We start from the raw sequence: 22500 nt of genomic DNA, 5'->3' as shown, positions 1-22500 counted from the left end.
GTCATGCCAGCGCGAGGCCGAGGGCCACCGCGAGCGCTCCGCCCGCCGCGACCAGCACCGTGTCCGGGCGGCGTACATCGCGCAGCAGCGCGAGCCCGGAGGCCGTCGCGATCACCCCGGCGAGGAAGACCAGATGCCACGCGGCCGAGCCGACGACCCAGTCGGTGTTGTACGGCAGCGACGGCACCGTCTCCATCGACACCCACGGGATGCTCCATGCGACCGGGCCGACCCAGACCACGATCGTCAGCAGCGGCGCGAGGATCGGCTGCGGCGTCCAGCGGCCGAAGCACACGCCGAGCGCGCCGAAGGCCATGACGATCAGCGGCGCCTGGGCGGGCTCCAGCAGCGACGGCGTGAGCGTCTCGAGCTCGATCATGATCCGCCCGTCCGGCCCCACCGCGAGCAGCCAGGCGACGACAGTGACAACCGTCGCGACGGCCGCTGCCGCCGCCAGCGAGAGCAGGATCGCTCCCGTACGGATGGCGTCGCTCCCGGGCAGCGCCGCGTACAGCTCGCCCGCCCGGTCGCGCGACACGCGGCTCGCGTTGAGGAAGCCAGCGAGGAAGGTCGTCGCGCCGAGCGTCGCGAACGCCTGGCCCGACAGCATCCAGTACTGCTGCATGTCCGCCCCGCGCTCCTGGATCAGCGTGTAGACGGTCCCGAGCAACCCGAGCAGGAAGGCGGGATGGCGGACGATCCGCAGCGCCTCCAGGCGCGCGAGCGCACCCACGACGCGACGCGGTGTCGTGACCCGCTGCGGCAGTTCGAGCACCACGGCGGTGGCGGTCATGCCGCCACCGCAGGCAGCGCCGCCGTGCCCAGCAGCATCAGGTAGCCGTCTTCCAGCGTCGGCTCGACGATCCGCGCGCCCGCCGGCGCCGCGCCGACGTGGCGATGCGCACCGTCGCCGGTCCGCCAGGCGACCGTCGCTCCCGCATCACGCATGTCCGACACCCACACGCGGCCGCGGGCGAGATCGGCCAGCGCCGCGGGCGAGCCGTCGAAGGCGACGGCGCCGTCGCGCAGCGCCACCACCCGCGAGCACAGCGCCGCGACGTCCTCGGTCTGGTGCGTGGAGAGGACCACCGCGGACGATTCCGCCGCGTCGGAGACCAGTTCGCGGAACTGCAGCCGCTGCTGGGGATCGAGCCCGGCGGTCGGCTCGTCCAGCACCAGCAGTTCGGGCGAACCCAGCAGCGCCTGCGCCAGCGCCACGCGGCGGCGCATGCCGCCCGAGAGCGCGCGGATCCGGCGATGCGCGACCTCATCGAGGCTGACCGCGCGCAGCACCCGCCGCACCTCGGCGTGGCGGGCGTCGCGGTCGACCCACTCCTTGAGCGTCGCGATGTAGTCGACGAACTCGAACGCGGTGAAGTGCTGGTGGAAGCCGGGGTCCTGCGGCAGGTAGCCGAGGCGCCGCCGGATCTCCGTTCGCTCGCCGGTGTCGCGCGGGTCGCGGTCGAGCAGCCGCAGCGCTCCCCCGCTCGGGCGCAGCACGGTCGCGAGCATCCGCATCAGGGTCGTCTTGCCCGCGCCGTTGGGGCCGAGCAACCCGGTGATCCCCCGGTCGATCTCGAGCGTGACGCCGGCGAGCGCGAGCTTGCGCCCATACGCCTTGGTCAAGCCGTCCATGCTCACGGCGGTTCTCATTCGTGGCTCCTGATGTCGAAGTTATCGCGTCGCGCGAGGACGGCGGCGAGCCCGGCCACGCCGACGGCAAGTGAGGTGAGCTGCCCGGCGTCGCCGAACGCGCTCAGCGGATCCCCCGACGCCTGCCACGCGCCGAGCACGACGAAGACCCACGTGCCGGCGACCAGCAGGCTCGACACCGCCGGGCCGATGCTGGTGGCGAGGCCGAGCCCCGCGAGCGTGAGACCGAGTGACGGCAGCAACCACGCGGCGACCGTCCAATCCAACCCGGGCAGCGCCAGCGCGGCGCCCGCGGCGATCAGCGCCGTCACGGCGACCACGGCCAGCGCACGCAACACGAGCAGCCGGAACGATCCGAGCGGCGCCGCGAGCGTGAGCTCGAAGGCCGGATCGACGAGCGGGCCGTACGCGGCCGCGACTCCGGCCAGCGGCAAGAGCGGGGCGACGAGAAGGAACACCATCACGCCCTCTTCGCCGCGAGCGCGGGCGGAGACGACCGCGAGCGTCAACACGATCGCGATCGCCGCGAGCCAGGACAGCCGCAGCGCGGGCGTGACGGCGAGCAGGCGCGCCGTCGGCTCGCCCACGCCCGCGCGCACCAGCGCACGTTCTACGAACGTCCGCGGCGGCACGTCGATCGCATCCTCGATCGCGTCCCAGGTCCGCGCCATGCGGGTGGTGTCGACGAGGCCGGCGACCGCCGCGCGGCAGTCCCCGCAAGCGGGCAGATGGGCCTCGACGGAGAACGACCGGGCCTGATCGAGCTCCCCGCGGGCGTAGCGCACGAGCCAGTCGTGCTCCAAGTGCGTGCTCATGTCAGTTCCTCCCGAAGCTGGGCTCGCGCGCGCATCATGCGCGTCTTGACCGTTCCGGCCGGGATGCCGAGCAGCCGGCCGGCCTCCTTGGTGGTGAGATCGTCGAGGATCGTGGCCTGGACGACCGCCCGCAGTTCAGGCGAGAGCCGATTCAGCGCACCCGCGAGATCGCCGTACTCGACACCCGCGAGCACGGCCTCCTCCGCGGAGGGCTCGGTGGCGTCGCCGCCGTGCAACACGCCGCGCACGGGATGCCTGCGCAGCGAGTCGATCAGCCGGCGGATCGCGATCCCCCAGATCCAGGCGCCGACCTCGCCCGAGCCGTCCCACCGGCGCGCGGTGCGCCAGACGGCCAGGAACGTGTCCTGGATGGCGTCGTCGACGCGGTCGGGATCGGCGCAGCGGCGCTGCAGGCGCAGCGTGAGCCACGGCCCGTGGCGCTCGTAGAGCGCACGGAGCGCGCGCCGGTCGCCCGCGGCAACGGCGGCGAGGAGCTCGCGATCGTCGGTGGCGTTCATGCCCTACCTGTCGCGATGTGCGGCATGACCGGTTCACCCTCCCACGTCCTGCTGCGACACTGGTCACATGAGCCGTTCCCTCACCCCCGTCAACCGGGTCGGGGTCGACGAACGCGCCGCGGCTCTCGGGCGCCGCTCGATCAAGACCACCGCGAAGCGCGAGGGCATCAAGCTCGCGACGTCGATGATCGACCTGACGACGCTCGAGGGATCAGACACGCCCGGCAAGGTCCGGCATCTGTGCGCGAAGGCCGTCTGTCCCGACCCCTCCCGGCCCGAGATTCCCTCCGTCGCCGCCGTCTGCGTGTATCCGGCGCTGGTCGGCGTGGCCGCCGAGGCGCTGCGCGGCACCGGTGTGCAGGTCGCTTCCGTCGCCACCGGCTTCCCGGCGGGGCAGACGTCGCTGGACGTGAAGGTCGTCGAGACGCGCGAGGCCGTCGCCGCGGGCGCGACCGAGATCGACATGGTGATCTCGCGCGAGGCCTACCTGGCGGGTGACGACGCGCGGGTCGCGCGTGAGATCGAGGCCGTCAAGGAGGCGTGCGGCGACGCGCACCTGAAGGTGATCCTCGAGACCGCCGAGCTGCCGACCTACGCGCACATCCGGCACGCCTCCGAGCTGGCGATCACCGCGGGCGCGGACGTGATCAAGACCTCGACCGGCAAGTCGACCTCCGGCGCGACGCCCGGCGTCGTGCTGGTGATGCTCGAGGTCGTGCGCGAGCACCTGTGGAAGACGGGCCGCGTCGTGGGTGTCAAGGCCGCCGGCGGCGTGTCGAACACCAAGACGGCGCTGCACATGCTCGTGCTCGTCAAGGAGACGCTCGGCGACGACTGGCTCACGCCCGACCGCTTCCGGATCGGCGCGTCGTCGCTGTTGAACGACCTGCTGATGCAGTACGCCAAGCTCGACGGCGGCCACTACGGGCGCGCCGAGGACTTCTCGAAGGAGTGACTCGATGGCCACGGTGACCCCTCGAGCGGCATTGACCTGGGACTACGCGCCGGCGCCGGAGTCGCGTGACGCGGCGACGCTGCGTGAGAGCTACGACCTCTTCATCGGCGGCCAGTTCGTGGCGCCGACCGACGGCACGCGGGTGCAGACGATCAACCCCGCCACCGAGGAAGCGCTCGCGGAGGTCTCCTTCGCAGGGCCGGGCGACGTGGCGCTGGCCGTGTCGGCCGCGCGCGAAGCCGCTGCGTCGTGGGCGGCGTTGCCGGCGCTGGAGCGCGGCAAGTACCTGTTCCGGATCGCCCGGTTGATTCAGGAGCGGGCGCGGGAGCTGGCGATCGTCGAGTCCCTGGACGGCGGCAAGCCGATCCGCGAGTCGCGCGACGTCGACGTGCCGCTGGCCGCCGCGCACTTCTTCTCCTACGCCGGCTGGGCGGACAAGCTGTCCTACGCGCTCGGCGGGCGGTCGTTCGCGCCGCGGGGCGTGGTGGGGCAGGTCGTGCCGTGGAACTTCCCGCTGCTGATGGCGGCCTGGAAGCTCGCGCCTGCTCTGGCCTGCGGGAACACCGCCGTCCTGAAGCCCGCCGAGACGACGCCGCTGACCGCGCTGCTGCTGGCGGAGATCATCCAGGAGGCGGACCTGCCGCCGGGCGTGGTCAACATCGTCACCGGCGACGGCGCCGCGGGCGCGGCGCTGGTGCGGTCAGACGTCGACAAGGTCGCCTTCACCGGCTCGACCGCGGTCGGCAAGGAGATCCAGCGCGCGCTGGCCGGCACGGGCCGCGGGCTGACGCTGGAGCTCGGCGGCAAGTCGGCCAACATCGTCTTCGAGGACGCGGCGCTCGACCAGGCGGTCGAGGGCATCATCGAGGGCATCTTCTTCAACCAGGGCCACGTCTGCTGCGCCGGGTCGCGGCTGCTGCTGCAGGAGAGCGTCGCCGAGGAGGTCGTGCGGCGGCTGTGGGCGCGGATGGAGCGCCTGCGGGTCGGCGATCCGCTGGACAAGAACACCGACGTGGGCGCGATCAACTCCGCCGCGCAGCTGGAGCGGATCACGTCGCTGGTGGCCGAAGGCGAGCGCGAGGGCGCGGTGCGCCGCTCGATCTCCTGCGCGCTGCCCGAGCACGGCTACTGGTTCCCGCCGACGATGTTCCTCGGCGTCGCGCCCGCGAACCGGATCGCCGTCGAGGAGATCTTCGGGCCGGTCGTGTCGGTCACGACGTTCCGGACGCCCGCCGAGGCCGTCGAACGGGCGAACAACTCCGCGTACGGCCTGGCCGCGGGCGTGTGGACCGACAACGGCTCCAAGGCCTTCGAGGTGGCCGGCAAGCTGCGGGCCGGCGTCGTCTGGCAGAACACCTACAACAAGTTCGACCCGACGGCCGCGTTCGGCGGCTACAAGGAGAGCGGCTTCGGGCGCGAGGGTGGCCCGTCCGGCCTGCTGCCGTACCTCAAGGTGGGCTCGGCATGAGCCGCCGCTCGCTCGTCGCCAAGACGTACAAGCTCTACCTGGGAGGCGCGTTCGTGCGCTCGGAGTCAGGACGTAGCGATCCGGCCACCGACCACGCGGGTGCGCACCTCGCCAACGTTCCCCGCTCCTCCCGCAAGGACGTCCGCGACGCGGTCAAGGCCGCCCGCGGCGGCTTCGGCGGGTGGTCCAAGCGCACCGCCTACAACCGCGGTCAGGTGCTCTACCGCTTCGCCGAGGCACTGGAGTCGCGCTCCGATGAGCTGGCGCGCGCCGCCGTCGCGCAGCGCGACGCGTCGCTGGCCGAGGCCCGCGCCGAGCTCGGCGCGGCCGTCGACCTGCTGGTCCACTACGCGGGCTGGACGGACAAGCTCAGCGTCGTGATGGGCGGGATCAACCCGGTCGCCGGGCCGCACCTCTCGTTCTCGACGCCCGAGCCGACCGGCGTCGTCGCGGTCCTCGCCCCCGACGAGCCGGACGTGTTGGGCCTGGTGCGCGAGATCGCCCCGGTCCTGGCGGCCGGCAACACCGTCGTGGCGATCCTCTCGCGCCGCTGGCCGCTGCGCGGGCTGGACCTCGGCGAGGTCGCCGGCGTCTCCGACGTCCCAGCCGGCGCCCTGAACCTCCTGTGCGGGCGGATGGACGAGCTGCTGGCGCCGCTGTGCGGTCATCGCGACGTCAACGCGATCGTCGACGCGACGGGCGACCCCTCGCTGGCGGTCACGATCGACGAACTCGCCTCGGAGACCGTCAAGCGCGTCTCGCGCCCGACCCCCGATACCGATCCGCTCTCGCGGCTGGAAGCGGTCATGGAGCTCAAGACCGCCTGGCACCCCGTCGGGACCTAGCCGGGCCCGTTCGGGATGTGCCACACGATCGCCGTCCCGGACAATCGAGTTCCTCCGCCTTGCTTTTCGCCGGGCTTCTTCTTCGGTCTCGACCGGTGACTCCTCGAGCGTCTTCGCGACAACGGTCTCGACCTCCGCCGCGGTCTCCGTCTCGTCGGGCTCGGTCTCCGTCATCTCCGTCTCAGGCTCGGTGAGCAGTGCGACGCCGCCGGTCTCCACGTCGTCGTCGTCCTTGCCGCCGTTACGCGCGAGGATGCGCGACATCGCCTGGTCGCATCTACGGGATGCCTAGGCGGCGCTGGGCCGTGGTTCGCGCAGCGACAAACCTGATTGGCGCGCGCTGCGCGGTACGGTCTTACCGATGAGCGCACCGTTCACTTTCGAGGCCAATGGCGACGGCACCACGACCCTCGTGGTCCCCGCTCCGAGCGGCCCGCCCGCCCGCCTGAAGCTCGACGCGGCCGCGGCGCGCGAACTCCGCGACGGCATGGACGCCGCGGTCGCGCTCGGCGTCTCCGGCGGGCAAGGTCCCGCCCACCAGTTCGCGGTCGGAGACGCGACCGTGACCGTGTCCGCCGTACCCGGCGGCTCGGTCAACCTGCGCATCGACCGCTAACGAGGAACCGCAGGGACGCTTCCACCGGGTGTGAGCCCACGCGCTCTAGCCCGGAAGCGCTGCGGTGACCTGGGCGGCGAGCCTCCCGGCCGCCGGTCAGATACAAGCGGGCACCGCTGGTGGCACGGCCGAGTTCTGTGAGCAGCGCAAGCGTGCGTTCAGCGGTGGCTTCGGCGCGCATCTTGTTCCAACGAGACCAGGAACGAACTCAACCGCCTGCGCAGCGCGTTGTAGGTGCCGTAGGCGCCCGGTGCGCCGCGTTCGCCGAGCAACTTGTACATCCGTAGGCCCGAGTCGGGCCGGTCGACTCCTGGAACGTCGATACCGCAGGCGCGCAGACGCGGCGCCCCGGTCGCGACCAGCATCGCCTCGACGGTGTCGCGCCCGGCACGCAGGTCGTCGAGACCGGCGACGATCAACTCGCGCCCCGGCAGGCCGTCGGGGATGTCTGCGTGCACGCTGACGGGCGGGTGGCTCACAGCGCGAGGATAGAAACTCCTACGGAGAGAGGGGGATTCGAACCCCCGGACGAGTTTCCCCGTCACACGATTTCCAGTCGTGCCCGTTCAGCCGCTCCGGCACCTCTCCAACGACGGCGACAGGCTAGCGCGAACTAGATTTGCCAGGTTCCGTCGACCAACACCGGCACCCGGTCGCCGTCGGTCGTGATGCCCGTGACCGTGAGGTCGGGGCGGCCGATCATGAAGTCGATGTGGATGTCGGACTCGTTCATCCGCGAGGCCGTTTCCTCGTCGTCGGTGAGGAACGGGAAGGCGCGGCCGAGGGCGATGTGGGAGGCCGCGTTCTCGTCGATCAGCGTGTCGTAGAAGACGGTGTCGAGGGCGCCGATGCGGCCTTCGCGGTCCACGAGCGCCACCTCGCCGAGGCGCGCGGCGCCGTCGTCGCGGGTGATGATCGTGCGCATCGTCTCCTGGGCGGTCGAGGAGTCCAGCCGGGCGACGCGCCCCTTCTCGAACTTGACCACGAGGTCGCGGACGACGGTGCCGTCGATCAGGACGAGCGGCTTGCTCGCGGAGACCACGCCGTCGACCCGGGTCGGGTCGGGCGAGGTGAAGACCTCCTCGGTCGGGAGGTTCGGCATGTGCGGGATGCCGTCGGCGGTCGAGAAGCGCGCGGCCTGCCACTGGACGGCCTGCAGCAGCCCGACGGTGAAGTCGGTGCCGGGACCCGTGTAGTGCAGCGCGTCGAAGCGGCGCTCCGTGAGCTTGCGAGCCACCTCCACGAGCCGGTCGGCGCGGGCCTTCCAGGCGCTGACCGGGTCCTCCTCGTCCAGGCGCAGCACGTGCAGCAGCTGCTCTTCGAGCTTGGCCAGCGCGGCGTCGGGCTCGAGGTCCGGGTGCACGAGCTCGGCCCACGCGGCGGTGGGGCCGGGGAGGATCGTCCAGTTGATCTGACGCCGGCCGACGACCTCGCCGGTCTCGCGGATCGCGGGCAGCCGGTCACGGCCGGAGCGCACCGGGTCCAGATCGTCCATCAGGCCGGGCGCGACCGGGCCGCTCAGCGTGATCGCGGCCCCGCGCTCGCGGCCGATCGCGAGGATCCGGTCGCCGTACCACGGCGGGACGTACTCGATCGTGTCGTCGGCCGCGTACTCGATCCGCGCGCGCTTGATCCACGGGTCGAACCAGGCGAGATCGACGAACTTCGCGCCCTTGACGTACGCCCGTTCAGCGATCGCCCGGACGAGCCGCTCCTTGCCCGGCGCCCCGCTCAGCGAGACGATCTGCCCCGGCTGGAGGTTGGCCCCGAAGTCGACGGCGAGCTCAGCGAAGCGTGCGAGAGTGACATCGTCCATGGCACGGCGAGCGTAGCTGGTGCGAGGATGCAGCCGTGCCGCCGCGCTACCGTCACGTCCTGGTCGCCTTCGACGGATCTCTCGACGCCGAGCTCGCGCTCGCGCACGGCGTGGCGCTCGCCCAAGCGTCGCATGCCCGCCTCGCCGTCGTGACCGTCGTGCCGCCTCCGCCGCTGCTCTCGTGGCAGGCGCCAGGCGGGATGCAGGGGGTGCACGACTCTGAGCAGGCCGAGCTCGACCTGCGCCTGCGCGCGGCGGCCGACAAGGTCCCGGACGACCTCTCGCTGACCACGCGCCTGCTCGATGGCGACCCGGCACGGGAGATCCTGCGCGCCGCCCGCGACGGCGAGCACGACGTGATCGTCATGGGCTCGCGCGGCCGCGGGCGGGTGTCCGCGGCGGTCCTCGGCTCGGTCTCCAACCACGTCATGCACGAGGCCGACGTGCCCGTGATCGTCATCCACCGTCCTCGCCGCGACGACGGACCCGACCTGGCGGCGTGACGTTCACGGTCCTCGACGCGCCCTGCAACCTGGGGCTCCGCCCACCCGCGCCGGGCCTTGAGCCGGGCGTGCGGCGGCTCGCCGACGCGTTGCGAGCGTGCGGGCTGGTCAAGCGCCTCGGGGCGCAGGACGCCGGGCGGGTCGACGCGCCGGCCTACGTCTCGGTCCCGGTCAACCGCGCGGCGCTGAGCGGCTACACGCGGGTCTTGGCCGATCGGGTGGGGGAACTGGTGGACGCCGGCGCGCGCCCGCTGGTGCTCGGCGGCGACTGCAGCATCCTGCTCGGCGCGATGCTCGCGCTGCGGCGCCGGGCGCGGCACGGGCTCGTCCACGTCGACGGGCACCTCGACTTCCGCCATCCCGGCTGGTCCGGCGGGATCGGTGCGGTGGCGGGCGAGGACCTCGCGGGCGTCACCGGGCGCCTGGAGGCGGAGCTGTCCGACCTCGACGGGCTCGGGCCGTACGTGCTCGACGCGGACACGGTGCACATGGGCGACCGCGAGCGCTGGCCGGAGGAGGTCGCCGCGGTGGCGGAGACCGGCATCACGGCGCTCGGACTCGACGAGCTGCGGGCGCGCGGACCGGTCGTCCCGGCCGTCCCGTACTGGGTCCACGTCGACGCCGACGTGCTCGACAGCGCACTGCTGCCCGCGGTCGACTCCCCCGCTCCCGGCGGGCTGACCTTCGAGGAGCTCTCGGCGCTCCTGCGCACGCTCCTGGAGGGCCCCGTGGTCGGCGTGCAGATCACCGTCTTCGATCCCGATCTGGACCCGGACGGCACCCAGGCGAGCGCGCTGTCCGACTGCCTCGTCACCGGTTTGGGGGATCGGGCTTAAGCATTCTTGACGGGGTGTCGATACGTATTACCGCCTGACCGCTCGCCCTGCGACGGTCACTGACTACGACACCCAGGAGGACAGACAGGATCACGTGAAGGCCGCCAGTGCTGCGTTGCCGTGCGCCCCCGACGGGCACAGCATCCCAGCGCGACACACGTCCCCGGTCAGCGCGAACGCGCGACCGTCACGGACGGGAATAAGCGGCAGGCTCCTGCCCGGGCCAGCTGAAACACGCCCCCGCGGCAAAGACAGCACTTCGTGCGGTCCGGATATATGCAGTTCCGCCGTCTCGGCAGCCTTGCGGCTGCCTGCTGCACCATCACGCTCGCCTGCACGGCGAGCGCGCTCGCCGCCGATACGCCGGCGACCACCGCCGCACCGGCCCGGGCGCTGCCCGCCGGATGCACCCACGGTTTCACGGTCTCCGCTCACCACCGCTACGCCATCCGCGTGTTCCACCGCGCGAGCGTCTCGCGCAGCGCGAAGCACCGGCTCGCCAAGATGCGGCACTGCCAGAAGCAGGGCCACAGGGGCACCGTCGCGGCGCGGCACACCGAGCGCCGGCTCATGCGCTGGCGCACGCTGTATCACTGCACGCAGGGCAAGGTCGTCAACTGCATCCGCTCCGCGACCCGTACGTACGGCGGCAGCTTCGCCCACAACGTCGCCTGCGCGCGCTCTGAATCCGGCCTGAGCCCGTACGCCCGCAACGGCGGCGGCTCGGGAGCGACCGGGCTCTACCAGTTCCTGCCGTCGACGTGGTCGAGCACGCTGGCGCGCATGGGCGTCGGCGCGAAGTCGATCTACTCCGCGAAGTGGCAGGCCCGCGCCGCGGCGTGGAAGTTCAGCCACGACGGCTTCGGCGAGTGGAGCGGCGCCGGCTGTTAGGCAGCTTGTAGGTAGGCGAGCACGGCGAGCACCCGGCGGTGGCCGTCTTCGGGCACCGCGAGCTTGGCGAAGATCGCCGTGATGTGGCGCTCCACGGCCCGTTCAGACAGGAAGAGGCGGCAGGCGATGCCGCGGTTGCTCTCACCGTCGGCCATGCCGGCGAGGACCTCGCGCTCGCGCCGGGTCAGGCCGCTGAACGGGTCGGCCCGGCGCCGCCGGTCGACCATCCGGCCGACGAGCTGGGGATCGAGCACCGACCCGCCTCGCCCCACCTCGCGGATCGCGTCGGTGAGGCGGCCGGGCTCGCAGATCCGGTCACGGAGCAGGTAGCCGATGCCGGTGTTCCCGAGCCCGGTGAGCTGCGCTGGATCGGCCTGGTGGGCGAGTACCAGCAGGCCGACCGACGGCATCTCCGCGCGGACCGTGCGCGCCGCCGCCAGCGCCTCGTCGCCGAGCACCGCCACGTCCGGCCGGTGGCCGCGGACCTTGCGCAGCAGCTCGACCCCGTCGCCCGCCTCCGCGACGACCTCGAACCCCGCCTCCTCGGCCAAGCGGACGAGCCCGGCGCGCGCGAGCAACGAGTGTTCGGCGATCACGATCCTCATGGCGCGTAGAGGCTCAGGACGAGCTGGACGGTCGCGTCGGCGCTGGCGGCGCTGAAGGCCTCGCCCGACGCCGCGCTCTCGAGCGCGACGCCGAGGATCGCGGCCCAGAACCCGCGCGCCTCCTCGCCCGGGTGGGTGCGGATCTGCCACCCGCGTTTGGCGAGGTTCTCCACCACCGCCCGCTCGCCCTCGGCGTGCAACCGCGCGAACGTCTCCCGCACCCGCGGCGCCAGCTCCTGCCGGCGGCGCACCAGCAGCGATGCCTCCACGAAGGTCAGCAGGGCGGGTGAGGCGAGCGCGGTGTCGACCAGCGCGCGGACGTAGGTGCGCGGCGTGCGCGTCCGGTCTCCCGCCCGCTCGACCTCGGTCGCCGCGCGCAGGACGCCGCGGCACGCGGCCTCGACGAACAGCGCCTCCTTGCTGCCGAAGTAGTAGGTGACCTGGCTCGGGAACGTGCCCGCGGCGGCCGCGATGTCGGCCTGCGAGACGCCCGCCAGGCCGCGCGCGGCGAAGAGCGGGCCGGCGGCGTCGAGCAGTGCGCGGCGGGTCTGCTGCCCCGCGGCGCGGGTCGCCCGGGGGTGAGAAAAGGGTGTCACGACGAACATTGTCTGTTGGACAAACAAGGTCCGTCAAGCGGATCCGGCTATTCCACCGGGTGGCTCGACCACGGATGGCGGTTGTCCGCCACCGACGGTCGGCGTGCTCAATGGCGATGGCGGCGCTGCGACGGGATCGTTGAGCAATGCATCTGTCCTACGCTCGCGGCCACTCCGACATCCCCCTCCTCGACGAGACGATCGGCACGGCGCTGCGCCGGACCGTCGCCCGCTTCCCCGACCGCGAGGCGCTGGTGGTGCCGCACCAGGGCTATCGCGCGACGTACGCCGAGCTCTGGCGCGAGGTCGACCAGGCGGCGCGCGCGCTGATCGCCCACGGCGTACGGGCAGGCGACCGCGTCGGCATCTGGGCGCCGAACCGGTTCGAGTGGGTCGTCGTCCAGTACGCGACCGCACGCGTCGGCGCGATCCTCGTCACGATCAACCCCGCCTACAAGGCGGGTGAGCTGCGGCACGCGCTCAACGCCGCCGGGGTAAGCCTGCTGGTGCTCGCCCGCGGGTTCCGGGGCACCGCCTACCTGCCGCTGCTCGACGAGGTGCGCGGCGCGTGTCCGGCGCTGCGCGAGACGATCGTGCTCGAGGACGACTGGTCGCGCTTCCTGGACGACGGCGACATGGTGTCGGAGCACGAATTGGTCGCCCGGGAGTTCGCCCTGCGCCCCGGCGACGCGATCAACATCCAGTACACGTCGGGCACGACCGGCGCCCCGAAGGGCGCGACGCTCTCGCACCGCAACATCCTCAACAACGCGTACTTCAGCGGGCTCCGGGCGGGCTACAGCCAGCACGAGCGGGTGTGCGTGCCGGTGCCCTTCTACCACTGCTTCGGCATGGTGCTCGGGAGCCTCGCGTGCATCGCCCACGGGGCCTGCATCGTCGTGCCGGGCGAGTCATTCGAGCCCGCGACCGTGCTCGCGACGGTGGAGGCGGAGCGGTGCACGGCGCTCTACGGCGTGCCGACCATGTTCATCGCCGAGCTCGACGAGCCGGGGTTCGACCTGTATGACCTCTCCAGCCTGCGGACGGGGATGATGGGCGGCGCGCCGTGCCCGGTGGAGGTCATGAAGGCGGTCCGCTCGCGCATGCACATGGGCGAGGTCGCGATCGTGTGCGGGATGACCGAGACCGCGCCGCTGTCGACGCAGACGACGCCGGACGACCCGGTCGACAAGCGCGTGTCGACCGTCGGCCGCGTGCACCCGCACGTCGAGCTGAAGGTCGTCGACCCCGAGACGGGCGAGACCGTCCCGCGCGGCGTCGCGGGCGAGCAGTGCACGCGCGGCTACAGCGTGATGCTCGGCTACTGGGACGATCCGGAGGCCACGCGCCGGGCGATCGACGAGGACGGTTGGATGCACACCGGCGACCTCGCGGTGATGGACGACGACGGCTACCTGAGCATCGTCGGGCGCATCAAGGACATGATCATCCGCGGCGGCGAGAACATCTACCCGCGCGAGATCGAGGAGTTCCTGCACGCGCTGCCGGCCGTCGCCGACGCCCACGTCATCGGCGTGCCCAGCGAGCGCTACGGCGAGGAGGTCATGGCGTGGGTGAAGCCGGCGGCGGGCGCTTCGGTCTCAGCGGCTGACCTGGTCGCCGCCTGCCGCGGGCGGATCGCCTCGTTCAAGATCCCCGCCCACTGGCGGATCGTTGAGAGCTTCCCGATGACCGTCACGGGCAAGATCCAGAAATTCCGGCTGCGCGAACTGGCGGCGGGATGAGCTGCGTCGTCTGCTCGCTGGCGACCGACGGCGGCGCGCCGGTGCACCCCGAGTGCGTCGGGCCGGGGCTGCTCCGCGAGGCTGTGCTGGCCGTCGCGGAGCTGCTCGCGGTGGTCACGACGCCGGTCGTGATCGTGTGGGCGGGTTAGGCCCGCTTCTGCTCGCCGGCGCCCAGCACGCGGTCCAGCGTGTCGTCCCACTTCCCCGCCTCGGTGCCGTACTCGTCGTGGCGCCGCCACCACCGGTAGGTCGGCGATTGCGGGGTGCCGGCGGGTGACTCCTCCCACTCCTCCTGACGCCCGAACGGCGCCACGTCGAGGTAGCTGAAGGTGCTCCCGAGCGCCTCGTCGCCGCGGCCGTTGACGAAGTAGGTCCGGAAGACCTGCTCGCCCTCGCGGAGGAAGACGTTCGTGCCGTGCCACTCGTCCACGCCGAAGTCGGCGTCGAAGCTGTCGGTCAGCGTGTACCACGGGACGTCCCAGCCCATCCGCTCCTTGAGCCGGGCGATCTCGGCCTGCGGCGCGCGCGACACGTACGCGAACGTGATGCCGCGGGCGTTGAGATGCGCCGGGTGGGCGTCCTGGTCGGCCATCAGCGAGCAGCCGACGCACCCGCCCTCAGGCCACGTGCCCACGCCGGGCTCGAAGAAGAACCGGTAGACGATCAGCTGGCTGCGCCCCTCGAACAGGTCGAGCAGGCTCGCGGGCCCGTTCGGTCCCTCGAACGCGTAGCTGGTGTCGACGGGCATCCGCGGCATCCGCCGCCGCTCGGCGGCCAGCGCGTCGCCCGCCCGGGTGTGGGCCTTCTCCTTGACGAGAAGCTCCTGGCGCGCGGTTTCCCATTCCTGTGGTGTGACAATCGAGGCGTTACTCATGGGTTACACCTTACGCGTAACTCTCGGGTTACGCAAGTCGTTCATCCGCGCCGGGCGAGGCGGCGTCACCCGCGCTCGGATGACGATGAGCTGGCCATGCCGCACCTGAACATCTCCCATCACGAGCGCGTCGAGGGGCATCCGCACCGCTGGCACGTCTATCTGCACGGGCGCCCGGACCCGATCCCGGTCGAGTTCCCCGAAGACGAGCGCAGGGGTCTGGCGATGAGCGACGAGGACGTGCACGACTTCCTCCCCACCGCGCTCGAACGCCACCACTCCGAGAACCGCGACGACGTCCTGCCCGGCGAGGAGTACCTCGAAGCCACCTGGGAGGATCCGGTGCGCGTCTATCAGACGCACTTCAACGCCTGAGCGCGGTCGCGGGGCCGCGATATGGGACGCTTGTGCGCATGCCTTGGGTCCCCGAGACGTTCAGTGCGCCGGTGCTGCAGGAGCTGCTCGACAAGCGCCGGCGTGAGCGGCTCGTCGCGGTGCCCTACTTCGACGGCCTGCTCTCGGGCGAGCCGGGCGCGTTGCTCGAGTCCTTCGCGGGCGAGCCCGAGATCCACGACCCGATTCGAGGACGCGTCAAGGGCGCGCAGGCGTTCAACGCGTTCGCTGCCCATACGAGGGCGTGGCTACAGGAGCGCAACGCCTCAATCGAGGACCTGGAGCACGTCGTCCTCGGGGGACACGGCTTCGAAGAGGTGATCGTGCACCTCGACGGTGAGCACGGCCGCGTCGCGCTTCCGTTCGTGATCGTCGCCGACCGCGAAGCGGACGGACGCATCGACGAGCTGCGGATCTACTACAGCAGCGTGCCGCTGACCGGCCGCCACGTGAACCGCCCACCCGTGTTGCAGCCGGACCCCGAGCTGCACGGGTCAGACGTGGTGGGCGAGTACCTGGGAGCGCTCGCGAGCGGCGACGTCGACGCGATCCTCGCGGCGTTCGAACCGGACGGTCCGCGGGCGCAATACGAGCGATGGTTCTCCAACGGTGGCGGCATCCCGCTCGAACGTTGCAGGCTCATCGACGACGGGCGGGTGTGCGCGCTGGAGTACAACGTCGTGCGCTGGGGCGCGACGCACCTGCCCCCGCAGGCCGGCGTGGCCGTGCACGTCCGCGGGGAGAGCGGCAAGCTCGCCGCGGCCCGCCTCTACGACGACGCGGACCCGCGGCTGCCGGCGGCCTGACCGCCGTCGACGTGCAGGACCTCGCCGGTGACGAACGTCGCCCGCTCGAGGTAGAGGATCGCGTCGACGACATCGCTGATCTGGCCCAGCCGGCCGACGGGATGCAGGGCGGCCATGCCCGCGTAGGTGTCCGGGTCGTGCGCCGGCGTCTGGATGACGCCCAGCGAGACCGCGTTGACGCGCACGCCGCGTGACGCGTACTCGACGGCGAGCGACCGCGCCACCACGGCCAGCCCGCCCTTGGTGAGCACCGACAGCGCGGCCGGCCGGGCGCTGCTCGGGTGGTCGACGAGGCTCGTGCTGACGTTGATGACATGCCCGCCGCCCTGATCGACCATGTGCCCGATGGCGCGCTGGGTGATGTGGAAGAACCCGGCGAGGTTGACGCTGGTGAGGGCCTCGAAGTCCTCCGGCGTGTAGTCGGTGAACGGCTTGCCGATGAAGATCCCGGCGTTGTTGATCAGGCTGTCGATCCGCCCGAACCGCTCGAGCGTGGCCTCGATCACCCGCTCGGCGGTGTCGGGATCGGCGGCGTCCCCGGGCACGGTGAGGTAGTCGGCCGCGTCGGAGGGGAGGATGTAGCGCGAGCTGCCGACGACGGCGTACCCCGCGCCGCGGAACCCGGCGACGAGCCCGGCGCCGATCCCCCGCGAGGCGCCCGTGATGATCGCGACCTTTAACGCGCCGTCCTCGGACGCGGTTCCGGGCTCGGGCATGGCCCGAACATAGAGCGTGCATGGGTGACGGCTGGATCACCCGGCCCGGATGACACAAAGCCGCGACCCCTCTCGCCTACCGGCTTCGCACATCGCGACGCGCTCTCAGCACTCAGCCCTTCCGCCGCGCCGGAATGTACGTTCGCAGTCGTGACGTTAGACCCGATCGTGTCGCTGTCAGTTTCGCTTGCCGAGGCGCCCGGCAGCGTCGCACTCTTCCTTGGCTCTGGAGTCTCTGTCGACGCTGGCATTCCGACAGGCTGGGATATCTACGTCGATGGAGTCCAGCGATTGCGACGGCTTGAAGAAGGCGACGTCGAACCGCTCTCCGCTGATGACGTGGAGAGGTGGTTGACGGAGACGGGCCGAGCGGACTTCAACTACTCCCGACTCTTGGAAGACATAGTTCCGGACGCGGCGACGCGGAGGACCTACATCGCCGGCTACTTTGCCGATGCCAGCCCTGGAGCAACGCATCAACACGTAGCGGACCTCATCGCTGACGGCCTCGTGCGCGTCGTCGTTACGACCAATTTCGATCGGCTTCTGGAGCAGGCATTGGCAGCGCGTGGGATTGAGCCAATCGTCGTTTCCGACGACTCCAGCCTTGCAGCGATGCCCCGTCGCGAGCATGCGACATGCTTCCTACTCAAGGCACACGGTGACTACCAACAGGAGACGATCCGCAACACTCCCGGCGAGCTCGCCGAACTTGAGCCCGGAGTTGCGGCGGAACTGCAGGCGATCCTCGATCGCTACGGCGTCCTCCTGGTCGGCTACTCCGGAAATGACGAAGCGATCCGCCGAGCGCTGTGCGCCCGACGGAGCCGGTACGGACTCTGGTGGCTGAGTCGCAGCGATCCGCCGCGCGCGCCGATTCCCGAACTTCTCGAACGGACTGCCGGGCGTGCCATCGTTCGAGAGTCGGCTAGCGAGTTCTTCGCCGACCTCCGAGGCCGACTCGCTGTGTACAAGCAGCACCCGTCGGGCCACACACCCGCCACGGTTCACGACGAGATCCTTGCGTTGCTCCAGAGCGGAGACCAGGTCGGGCTTACCGAATCGCTCCGACGTGAGCACCACGCATATGACGCGGGGATGACCGCGTGGACCGCCACTCACGCCAACAGTGGCAACAGCTTTGCTGCCATCGAAGCAGCGCTTCCCGACATCGTCGCGATCCTCGAACGCCGGTTGGCTTCGATTCTGCCCGTCGCATTTCACGACTCACGCCAGCTCACAGCAACCCTGAGAGCTCTGACGCGCAGCATCGAATCGCGTCAGCTACACGGCCACTGGCACGGCCAGGCAAGGTGGACTGGTTGGGCGATCGGCTACACCGTCGGCGCAATTCTGGCTCGCCTCGAGCGGTGGGACGACGCGCTGACCATCGCCACGGTGACCGTGAGCGACGGTCACCGCACTGAGTTTCTACTTCGACACGGTGGCAGCCTCGGCCAAGCAATCGCTCAGATCCACTCGACGAATCGCGGGAAGAAGTTCCATGCTGGCGACTGGGAGCACCTCCACGAGACCGTCGCCGGGTTCGGCTGGCTGTCCGACCGGTACCCAGAGCTCTTCGACGGCGACGGACAACCGCGCGGCCACCTCAGTTCTTTCGACTTTCTTGTCAACATCGCGGCAGCGCTCCGCCAGGAGGCGCATCTGGCCTATTGGACGACCGCAGGTAATGCCGCGCGTGACACTGCCCGACGAATGAACTCCGAGCCCGACGCGATCGGCTCACTTTTCGAGTTCGTCGACGAACCCAATGTCGATGCGGCTCGGCTCGGCGTATTGCTCGGCGAGAGAATGCCCGCCCACACGCACTTCCTCGGTCAGTTCCCCGAATGGCGTGGGGCGGTGGCCATTCTGCTGACTGGCAGCTCTGCGGACGGCTGAACGAGGCTTCTCCACGGCCGAAGGAACCTCGCCGTAGACGGCAGCCAGACACGGCCACCGAGCACGCAACTCGACCAGCGCGTCAGGCGGCGCAACTTAGACCAACTTTCCTTACATGCTCAAGGCGGCCTTCGGCCGCGGCCGCCTGCGCGCGGGCTCGCTTCGCTCGCCCGTGCTCGCCGGCCAACACCGGGGACCAACAGCGCCAGGAGTGCGCCGACGACAGCTCGAGCCCCGCAACGTTTACGGCTAGCTCCGACGTCCGTCGGCGTCAAGAGGACTGCTTCGCAGCTCGCTAACGCTCGGCCCTGACGGGCTCCACTTGACCCCGCCGGCCGCCTCCGCTGATGCGCCGGTCAAGGTGGCTGCGCCAGGCCTGCTGCCCGAAGGGCCGCCAAGACACGACGCGAAGCTGGCGGGCCAACCGGGTCTACTTCCTCGCCTTCTCCTCTTCCGAGGACCGGTTTTAGCCCCTTACCGCGAGATCGGCCAGCCAGCCGTCGCACTTCTCCCGCCCGCGTCTGACCGCCGCCGGGGGAAAGCCGGGGGAAAGAGACGCCCGCCACGGCCTGATTCAACCGACTTCCGCTGACCCCCGACAGGCGGACCGAGCCTACGACGACGAAAGCCGCAACCCCGCTGCTGGAGCGGAATTGCGGCTCGAAGCGGAGGGGGAGGGATTCGAACCCTCGGAACAGGGGTTACCCGCTCAACGGTTTTCGAGACCGCCCGATTCAACCACTCTCGCACCCCTCCGGGCGTGAGGACCGGGAGGGTAGCGAGTCAGCGGCGTCGTGCGGCGAAGAAGTCCAGCAGCAGGCGCGCGCACTCGGGTTGCAGGACCCCGCCGAGGACCTCCGGGCGATGGTTCAGGCGGGGTTCGGCGAGGATGTCGAGGACGCTGCCGGCGGCGCCCGCCTTGGGATCGGCGGTGCCGTAGACGACCGTCGGGATGCGGGCGAGGACGATCGCCCCAGCGCACATCGCGCACGGCTCGAGCGTCACGTAGAGCGTCGTCTCGAGCAGGCGCCATGAGCCGATCTGCTGCGCCGCGGCGCGGATCGCGAGCATCTCGGCGTGCGCGCTGGGGTCCTGGAGCAGCTCGCGCTCGTTGTGGCCGGTGCCGAGGACCTCGCCACCGGTCCCGACGATGACCGCCCCGACGGGCACGTCATCATGCAGGAGCGCCCGCTGGGCCTCCTCGATCGCGAGCCGCATCCGCGGCTCGTGCTCATGTAGTGGCGAAGTTGTCACGAAGAATTGGCAAACAGGGGTTGTTCAGAAACTTCCTGCGGTCGATCATGTTGTAGGAACCAGCGGGCCCGACACGTCCGACCCACCGCCCCGCGCCCGCCCATGCCCTCGCGCTCTCCCCTGCTCTCCACCCTTCTGTGCGCGACCGCGCTAGCCGCCGCGATGGCCCCCGTGGCGATGGCGGGAGAGACCGCGCGCGGAGTGAACGCGGGCGGAGCGAGCGCGGCGAGCGCCGGCGCGGCAGCGGGCGGAACCGGCGCGGCAGCGGGCGGAACCGGCGCGGCAGCGAACGGCGTGGCGGGCGGAGCCGGCGCCGCAGCGGGCGGAACCGGCGCGGCAGAGGCGAGCGGCGGCGGTGCCGGCGCAAGCAGCACGGCCGCGGCGCTCGCGGGCATCAGCGGCGGGGTCGTGCTGCCGAGCGAGGCCACGCGAGAGCGCTACCGCGCCCGCCAGGTGGTCGTGCGCTACGGCGGGGCGCACGCCTCGAGCGCCGGCGCGGTGCCAAAGACGCGTGTCCTCAGAGTCCCCCGCGGTCTCACCGTCGCGCAGTACGCGCAAAAGCTGCGGACGAGGCCCGGCGTGCTGAGCGCGACCGCGAACTACGTCGCGCACATCTCCGGGTGGGTGCCGCCCGATCCGGGCTCCGCGGGCATCCCCGCGGGCTGGTCGCAGCTGCAGTGGAACTTCATGCCCGAGACCGGCGTCGACGCGCCGGACGCCTGGCAGCACCTGCTCGACGTGGGTCGCCCGGGTGGCGCCGGCGTCACGGTCGCGGTGGTCGACACCGGGATCGCCTACGCGAACCGCGGCCGCTTCAAGCGCTCGCCGGACTTCTCGCAGTACCGGTTCGTGCGGGGCTGGGACTTCGTCGGTGGCGACCCGTATCCCAACGACGACAACGGGCACGGGACCCACGTCGCGGGCACGATCGCCGAGGGGACCGGCAACAACATCGCGCTCACCGGCCTGGCGTTCGGCGCGAAGCTGATGCCGGTCAAGGTGCTCGACCGCGACGGCGAGGGAGACTCCGCACGGATCGCGCAGGGCATCCGCTACGCGGCCGACCACGGCGCGAAGATCATCAACCTCTCGTTCGAGTTCCCGACGGACATCACGCGCTCGCAGATCCCGAACATCCTCGACGCGATCCGGCATGCCAAGGCGAAGGGCGTGCTCGTCGTGGGAGCGTCGGGCAACGCGGCGGCGGCAGCGGTCGCCTACCCGGCGCGCTCCGGCGACGTGCTCTCGGTCGGCGCCACGACGCAGCACGGGTGCCAGGCCGACTACTCCAACGAGGGCACGGACCTCGACATCGTCGCCCCGGGCGGCGGCGTCGACAACGCGCTCGACGACGATCCGAACTGCCGCCCCTCCGAGCCCGCGGGCATGGACATCTTCCAGATGACCTTCACCCACACCAACGGGTACCGCCGCTTCGGCCTCCCGACGGGCTTCATCGGCACCTCGATGGCGGCGCCGCACGTGGCCGCGACCGCCGCGCTCGTCGTCGCCTCCGGGATCCTCGGCCCGGACCCCACGCCGGACGCGATCGAGCGCCGCCTCGAGCAGACCGCGCGCGACCTCGGTCCGCCCGGCAAGGACCCGCACTACGGCGCTGGCCTGCTGAACGCCGCAGCAGCGACGGATCCAGCTATCCCGGTCACATAGGCTACGTGGTCCTGATGATCAGGACCGAGCACGGAGCGTGGTGGGAGACCTTGTTCGGCACCGAGCCGAGCAGGAAGCGCCGGGCGCCGGTCATCCCCTTGTTGCCCACGATGATCAGATCGGCGTCGCGTTCCTCGGCGACGTCGAGGATCGCGTCGGCCGGGTCGCCCTCGCGGGCGAAGGTCTCGACCTCCACTCCCGTCGCGCGCACGCGGTCGGCGGCGTCGCTCAAGGTCTGATCGACCTCTTCGCGCGGGTTGACCATCCACTGCAGGTCCGAAGGCGTCTGCCGCGCTTCCTCGCGCAGGCGGGCCTTGGGCACGGGCTCGTACGCCGAGACGACGCACAGCGCGGCGCCGACGGCCTTGGCGAGATCGATCGCCTCTTCGACGGCCTTGCCGGCCGTGTCCGAGCCGTCAGTACCCACGACGATGGATCGGAACATGGCGCGATCATAGGCCGCTCACACGGCCGGCGTGCCGGTTCAGAGCTTGATGATCGCGATGATGAGGCTGGCGATCACGCAGATCACGATGATCACCTGCATCCAGATCCAGAGGCGGTTCAAGGCCCCTCAGGCTATTAGGCCACCGCGCCCTCGCGGCTGGAGGCGATCACGGTCGTGACCGGCAGCCCGAGCCCCGCGCACTTCGACGGCAGGTCGAGCTTGAGCCACTTCGACACCCGCTGCGGCAGCGTCGAGATGATCAGCTCGTCGAAGCCGTGGATGTTGATCGCGTCCTGGATCGCGGCCAGCGGCTCCGGCACGCCGATCATGCCCTCGACCGTCCCGCCGGCGGCGCGCTCCAGCAACGGGAGTGCGAGCTCGAGCGTCGCCTCGGCCTCGGTCTGGCCCTGATCCTCAGGGTCGACGAGGGCGTGCAGGCCGTGGGCGCTGTTCGGCACCAGCAGGGTGAAGCTGGCCGGGCCGCGGGCCGCCCTCGAACGGACCGCCTCGATCAGCGCCGGGGTGGCGGCGGTCTTGTTGGCGACGACGAGAACCTTGGCCTCTTCTGACATGCGGG

Annotated in this window: 26 protein-coding genes and 2 tRNA genes; 13 read left to right on the top strand and 15 right to left on the bottom strand. The window is 71.2% G+C overall.

The genetic code is table 11. The features are described from left to right. Position 1: 1 nt before the first annotated feature. The 4 genes from OM076_RS04430 to OM076_RS04415 are packed head-to-tail and all read right to left on the bottom strand — an operon-like array spanning position 2 to position 2986. Complete coding sequence (locus OM076_RS04430) at positions 2-793, bottom strand: hypothetical protein (RefSeq protein WP_270038236.1); 792 nt, start codon at positions 791-793, stop codon at positions 2-4. After that, a complete protein-coding gene (locus tag OM076_RS04425; protein ID WP_270038235.1) occupies positions 790-1653 on the bottom strand; it encodes an ABC transporter ATP-binding protein in 864 nt (287 codons plus the stop codon). Before OM076_RS04425 ends, OM076_RS04430 begins: the two co-directional genes overlap by 4 nt. Further along, the gene (locus OM076_RS04420) at positions 1650-2468 is read right to left on the bottom strand and encodes a cupin domain-containing protein (RefSeq protein WP_270038234.1); all 819 of its coding nucleotides are present in this window, start codon (positions 2466-2468) and stop codon (positions 1650-1652) included. Before OM076_RS04420 ends, OM076_RS04425 begins: the two co-directional genes overlap by 4 nt. Next, positions 2465-2986 carry an RNA polymerase sigma factor gene (locus OM076_RS04415; protein WP_270038233.1) on the bottom strand — a complete coding sequence of 174 codons (522 nt, stop codon included), beginning with the start codon at positions 2984-2986 and terminating at the stop codon, positions 2465-2467. The genes OM076_RS04420 and OM076_RS04415 overlap by 4 nt, the downstream gene beginning before the upstream one ends. A 67-nt stretch (positions 2987-3053) precedes the next feature. Between OM076_RS04415 and deoC the strand changes: the two genes are divergently transcribed. The 4 genes from deoC to OM076_RS04395 all read left to right on the top strand — a co-directional run bounded on the left by deoC (position 3054) and on the right by OM076_RS04395 (position 6870). After that, a complete protein-coding gene (gene deoC, locus OM076_RS04410; protein ID WP_270038232.1) occupies positions 3054-3941 on the top strand; it encodes a deoxyribose-phosphate aldolase in 888 nt (295 codons plus the stop codon). A gap of 4 nt (positions 3942-3945) precedes the next feature. Then, positions 3946-5409: an aldehyde dehydrogenase family protein gene (locus tag OM076_RS04405; RefSeq protein ID WP_270038231.1), complete on the top strand. Its 1464-nt coding sequence runs from the start codon at positions 3946-3948 to the stop codon at positions 5407-5409. Next, positions 5406-6254, top strand: a complete 849-nt coding sequence (locus tag OM076_RS04400) for an aldehyde dehydrogenase family protein (RefSeq protein WP_270038230.1) — start codon at positions 5406-5408, stop codon at positions 6252-6254. Before OM076_RS04405 ends, OM076_RS04400 begins: the two co-directional genes overlap by 4 nt. Positions 6255-6615: 361 nt before the next feature. Then, positions 6616-6870: a hypothetical protein gene (locus OM076_RS04395; protein ID WP_270038228.1), complete on the top strand. Its 255-nt coding sequence runs from the start codon at positions 6616-6618 to the stop codon at positions 6868-6870. Between the two features lie 158 nt (positions 6871-7028). Here the strand turns inward: OM076_RS04395 and OM076_RS04390 are convergent, their stop codons facing one another. The 3 genes from OM076_RS04390 to OM076_RS04380 all read right to left on the bottom strand — a co-directional run bounded on the left by OM076_RS04390 (position 7029) and on the right by OM076_RS04380 (position 8686). Next, a complete protein-coding gene (locus tag OM076_RS04390; RefSeq protein WP_270038227.1) occupies positions 7029-7349 on the bottom strand; it encodes a hypothetical protein in 321 nt (106 codons plus the stop codon). A gap of 22 nt (positions 7350-7371) precedes the next feature. Continuing rightward, a tRNA-Ser gene (locus OM076_RS04385) sits at positions 7372-7458 on the bottom strand. Between the two features lie 25 nt (positions 7459-7483). Further along, positions 7484-8686, bottom strand: a complete 1203-nt coding sequence (locus tag OM076_RS04380; protein ID WP_270038225.1) for an aminopeptidase — start codon at positions 8684-8686, stop codon at positions 7484-7486. A gap of 35 nt (positions 8687-8721) precedes the next feature. On the opposite strand from OM076_RS04380, the gene OM076_RS04375 reads away from it, so the two are divergent. The 3 genes from OM076_RS04375 to OM076_RS04365 all read left to right on the top strand — a co-directional run bounded on the left by OM076_RS04375 (position 8722) and on the right by OM076_RS04365 (position 10916). Further along, positions 8722-9189 (top strand): universal stress protein, encoded by a 468-nt coding sequence (locus tag OM076_RS04375; RefSeq protein ID WP_270038224.1) that lies wholly within the window; start codon positions 8722-8724, stop codon positions 9187-9189. Continuing rightward, entirely contained in the window at positions 9186-10025 is an 840-nt protein-coding gene (locus OM076_RS04370; RefSeq protein ID WP_270038223.1) for an arginase family protein, read from the top strand. Before OM076_RS04375 ends, OM076_RS04370 begins: the two co-directional genes overlap by 4 nt. A 276-nt stretch (positions 10026-10301) precedes the next feature. Beyond that, on the top strand, positions 10302-10916 hold the full coding sequence (locus OM076_RS04365; protein ID WP_270038222.1) for a transglycosylase SLT domain-containing protein: 615 nt from the start codon (positions 10302-10304) through the stop codon (positions 10914-10916). On the opposite strand, the gene OM076_RS04360 is transcribed toward OM076_RS04365, so the two are convergent. Beyond that, entirely contained in the window at positions 10913-11521 is a 609-nt protein-coding gene (locus tag OM076_RS04360; RefSeq protein ID WP_270038221.1) for a response regulator transcription factor, read from the bottom strand. The two genes, OM076_RS04365 and OM076_RS04360, sit on opposite strands and share 4 nt — an antisense overlap. Then, positions 11518-12117, bottom strand: a complete 600-nt coding sequence (locus OM076_RS04355) for a TetR/AcrR family transcriptional regulator C-terminal domain-containing protein (protein ID WP_270038220.1) — start codon at positions 12115-12117, stop codon at positions 11518-11520. Before OM076_RS04355 ends, OM076_RS04360 begins: the two co-directional genes overlap by 4 nt. Positions 12118-12263: 146 nt before the next feature. On the opposite strand from OM076_RS04355, the gene OM076_RS04350 reads away from it, so the two are divergent. Together OM076_RS04350 and OM076_RS04345 are read left to right on the top strand one after the other, a co-directional pair. After that, the gene (locus OM076_RS04350; RefSeq protein ID WP_270038218.1) at positions 12264-13862 is read left to right on the top strand and encodes an AMP-binding protein; all 1599 of its coding nucleotides are present in this window, start codon (positions 12264-12266) and stop codon (positions 13860-13862) included. Continuing rightward, entirely contained in the window at positions 13859-14011 is a 153-nt protein-coding gene (locus tag OM076_RS04345; RefSeq protein ID WP_270038216.1) for a hypothetical protein, read from the top strand. The genes OM076_RS04350 and OM076_RS04345 overlap by 4 nt, the downstream gene beginning before the upstream one ends. Here the strand turns inward: OM076_RS04345 and OM076_RS04340 are convergent. Continuing rightward, on the bottom strand, positions 14008-14736 hold the full coding sequence (locus tag OM076_RS04340; protein WP_270038214.1) for a DUF899 domain-containing protein: 729 nt from the start codon (positions 14734-14736) through the stop codon (positions 14008-14010). The genes OM076_RS04345 and OM076_RS04340 overlap by 4 nt on opposite strands. Positions 14737-14832: 96 nt before the next feature. On the opposite strand from OM076_RS04340, the gene OM076_RS04335 reads away from it, so the two are divergent. Together OM076_RS04335 and OM076_RS04330 are read left to right on the top strand one after the other, a co-directional pair. After that, a complete protein-coding gene (locus OM076_RS04335; protein WP_270038212.1) occupies positions 14833-15111 on the top strand; it encodes a hypothetical protein in 279 nt (92 codons plus the stop codon). A gap of 38 nt (positions 15112-15149) precedes the next feature. Next, positions 15150-15935 (top strand): nuclear transport factor 2-like protein, encoded by a 786-nt coding sequence (locus OM076_RS04330; RefSeq protein ID WP_270038210.1) that lies wholly within the window; start codon positions 15150-15152, stop codon positions 15933-15935. Here the strand turns inward: OM076_RS04330 and OM076_RS04325 are convergent. Further along, entirely contained in the window at positions 15899-16651 is a 753-nt protein-coding gene (locus OM076_RS04325) for an SDR family NAD(P)-dependent oxidoreductase (RefSeq protein WP_270038209.1), read from the bottom strand. The genes OM076_RS04330 and OM076_RS04325 overlap by 37 nt on opposite strands. Before the next feature lie 150 nt (positions 16652-16801). Here OM076_RS04325 and OM076_RS04320 point away from each other — a divergent pair, with 150 nt between their 5' ends. Next, positions 16802-18553, top strand: coding sequence for an SIR2 family protein (locus tag OM076_RS04320; protein ID WP_270038207.1), 1752 nt, complete (start codon positions 16802-16804; stop codon positions 18551-18553). 666 nt (positions 18554-19219) lie between these two features. On the opposite strand, the gene OM076_RS04315 is transcribed toward OM076_RS04320, so the two are convergent. Next, positions 19220-19309, bottom strand: a tRNA-Ser gene (locus tag OM076_RS04315). Positions 19310-19336: 27 nt separating this feature from the next. Continuing rightward, positions 19337-19807: a tRNA adenosine(34) deaminase TadA gene (tadA, locus tag OM076_RS04310; protein ID WP_270038206.1), complete on the bottom strand. Its 471-nt coding sequence runs from the start codon at positions 19805-19807 to the stop codon at positions 19337-19339. Positions 19808-19969: 162 nt separating this feature from the next. Between tadA and OM076_RS04305 the strand changes: the two genes are divergently transcribed. Beyond that, on the top strand, positions 19970-21475 hold the full coding sequence (locus OM076_RS04305; RefSeq protein WP_270038204.1) for a S8 family serine peptidase: 1506 nt from the start codon (positions 19970-19972) through the stop codon (positions 21473-21475). A 1-nt stretch (position 21476) separates the two neighbouring features. Here the strand turns inward: OM076_RS04305 and OM076_RS04300 are convergent, their stop codons facing one another. Next, complete coding sequence (locus OM076_RS04300) at positions 21477-21920, bottom strand: universal stress protein (protein ID WP_270038203.1); 444 nt, start codon at positions 21918-21920, stop codon at positions 21477-21479. A gap of 137 nt (positions 21921-22057) precedes the next feature. Then, a complete protein-coding gene (locus OM076_RS04295) occupies positions 22058-22495 on the bottom strand; it encodes a hypothetical protein (protein WP_270038201.1) in 438 nt (145 codons plus the stop codon). Positions 22496-22500: the final 5 nt, after the last annotated feature.

It is taken from the genome of Solirubrobacter ginsenosidimutans, assembly GCF_027587205.1.
Note: the sequence above shows the minus strand (reverse complement) of the source record. Positions and strands in the feature narration are given on the sequence as shown.

Coding starts and splice junctions, on each gene's coding strand:
- OM076_RS04430 (WP_270038236.1), bottom strand. CDS start 793: ATGACCGCCACCGCCGTGGTGCTCGAACTGCCGCAGCGGGTCACGACA.
- OM076_RS04425 (WP_270038235.1), bottom strand. CDS start 1,653: ATGAGAACCGCCGTGAGCATGGACGGCTTGACCAAGGCGTATGGGCGC.
- OM076_RS04420 (WP_270038234.1), bottom strand. CDS start 2,468: ATGAGCACGCACTTGGAGCACGACTGGCTCGTGCGCTACGCCCGCGGG.
- OM076_RS04415 (WP_270038233.1), bottom strand. CDS start 2,986: ATGAACGCCACCGACGATCGCGAGCTCCTCGCCGCCGTTGCCGCGGGC.
- deoC (WP_270038232.1), top strand. CDS start 3,054: ATGAGCCGTTCCCTCACCCCCGTCAACCGGGTCGGGGTCGACGAACGC.
- OM076_RS04405 (WP_270038231.1), top strand. CDS start 3,946: ATGGCCACGGTGACCCCTCGAGCGGCATTGACCTGGGACTACGCGCCG.
- OM076_RS04400 (WP_270038230.1), top strand. CDS start 5,406: ATGAGCCGCCGCTCGCTCGTCGCCAAGACGTACAAGCTCTACCTGGGA.
- OM076_RS04395 (WP_270038228.1), top strand. CDS start 6,616: ATGAGCGCACCGTTCACTTTCGAGGCCAATGGCGACGGCACCACGACC.
- OM076_RS04380 (WP_270038225.1), bottom strand. CDS start 8,686: ATGGACGATGTCACTCTCGCACGCTTCGCTGAGCTCGCCGTCGACTTC.
- OM076_RS04365 (WP_270038222.1), top strand. CDS start 10,302: ATGCAGTTCCGCCGTCTCGGCAGCCTTGCGGCTGCCTGCTGCACCATC.
- OM076_RS04360 (WP_270038221.1), bottom strand. CDS start 11,521: ATGAGGATCGTGATCGCCGAACACTCGTTGCTCGCGCGCGCCGGGCTC.
- OM076_RS04350 (WP_270038218.1), top strand. CDS start 12,264: ATGCATCTGTCCTACGCTCGCGGCCACTCCGACATCCCCCTCCTCGAC.
- OM076_RS04345 (WP_270038216.1), top strand. CDS start 13,859: ATGAGCTGCGTCGTCTGCTCGCTGGCGACCGACGGCGGCGCGCCGGTG.
- OM076_RS04340 (WP_270038214.1), bottom strand. CDS start 14,736: ATGAGTAACGCCTCGATTGTCACACCACAGGAATGGGAAACCGCGCGC.
- OM076_RS04335 (WP_270038212.1), top strand. CDS start 14,833: ATGCCGCACCTGAACATCTCCCATCACGAGCGCGTCGAGGGGCATCCG.
- OM076_RS04330 (WP_270038210.1), top strand. CDS start 15,150: ATGCCTTGGGTCCCCGAGACGTTCAGTGCGCCGGTGCTGCAGGAGCTG.
- OM076_RS04325 (WP_270038209.1), bottom strand. CDS start 16,651: ATGCCCGAGCCCGGAACCGCGTCCGAGGACGGCGCGTTAAAGGTCGCG.
- OM076_RS04305 (WP_270038204.1), top strand. CDS start 19,970: ATGGCCCCCGTGGCGATGGCGGGAGAGACCGCGCGCGGAGTGAACGCG.
- OM076_RS04300 (WP_270038203.1), bottom strand. CDS start 21,920: ATGTTCCGATCCATCGTCGTGGGTACTGACGGCTCGGACACGGCCGGC.
- OM076_RS04295 (WP_270038201.1), bottom strand. CDS start 22,495: ATGTCAGAAGAGGCCAAGGTTCTCGTCGTCGCCAACAAGACCGCCGCC.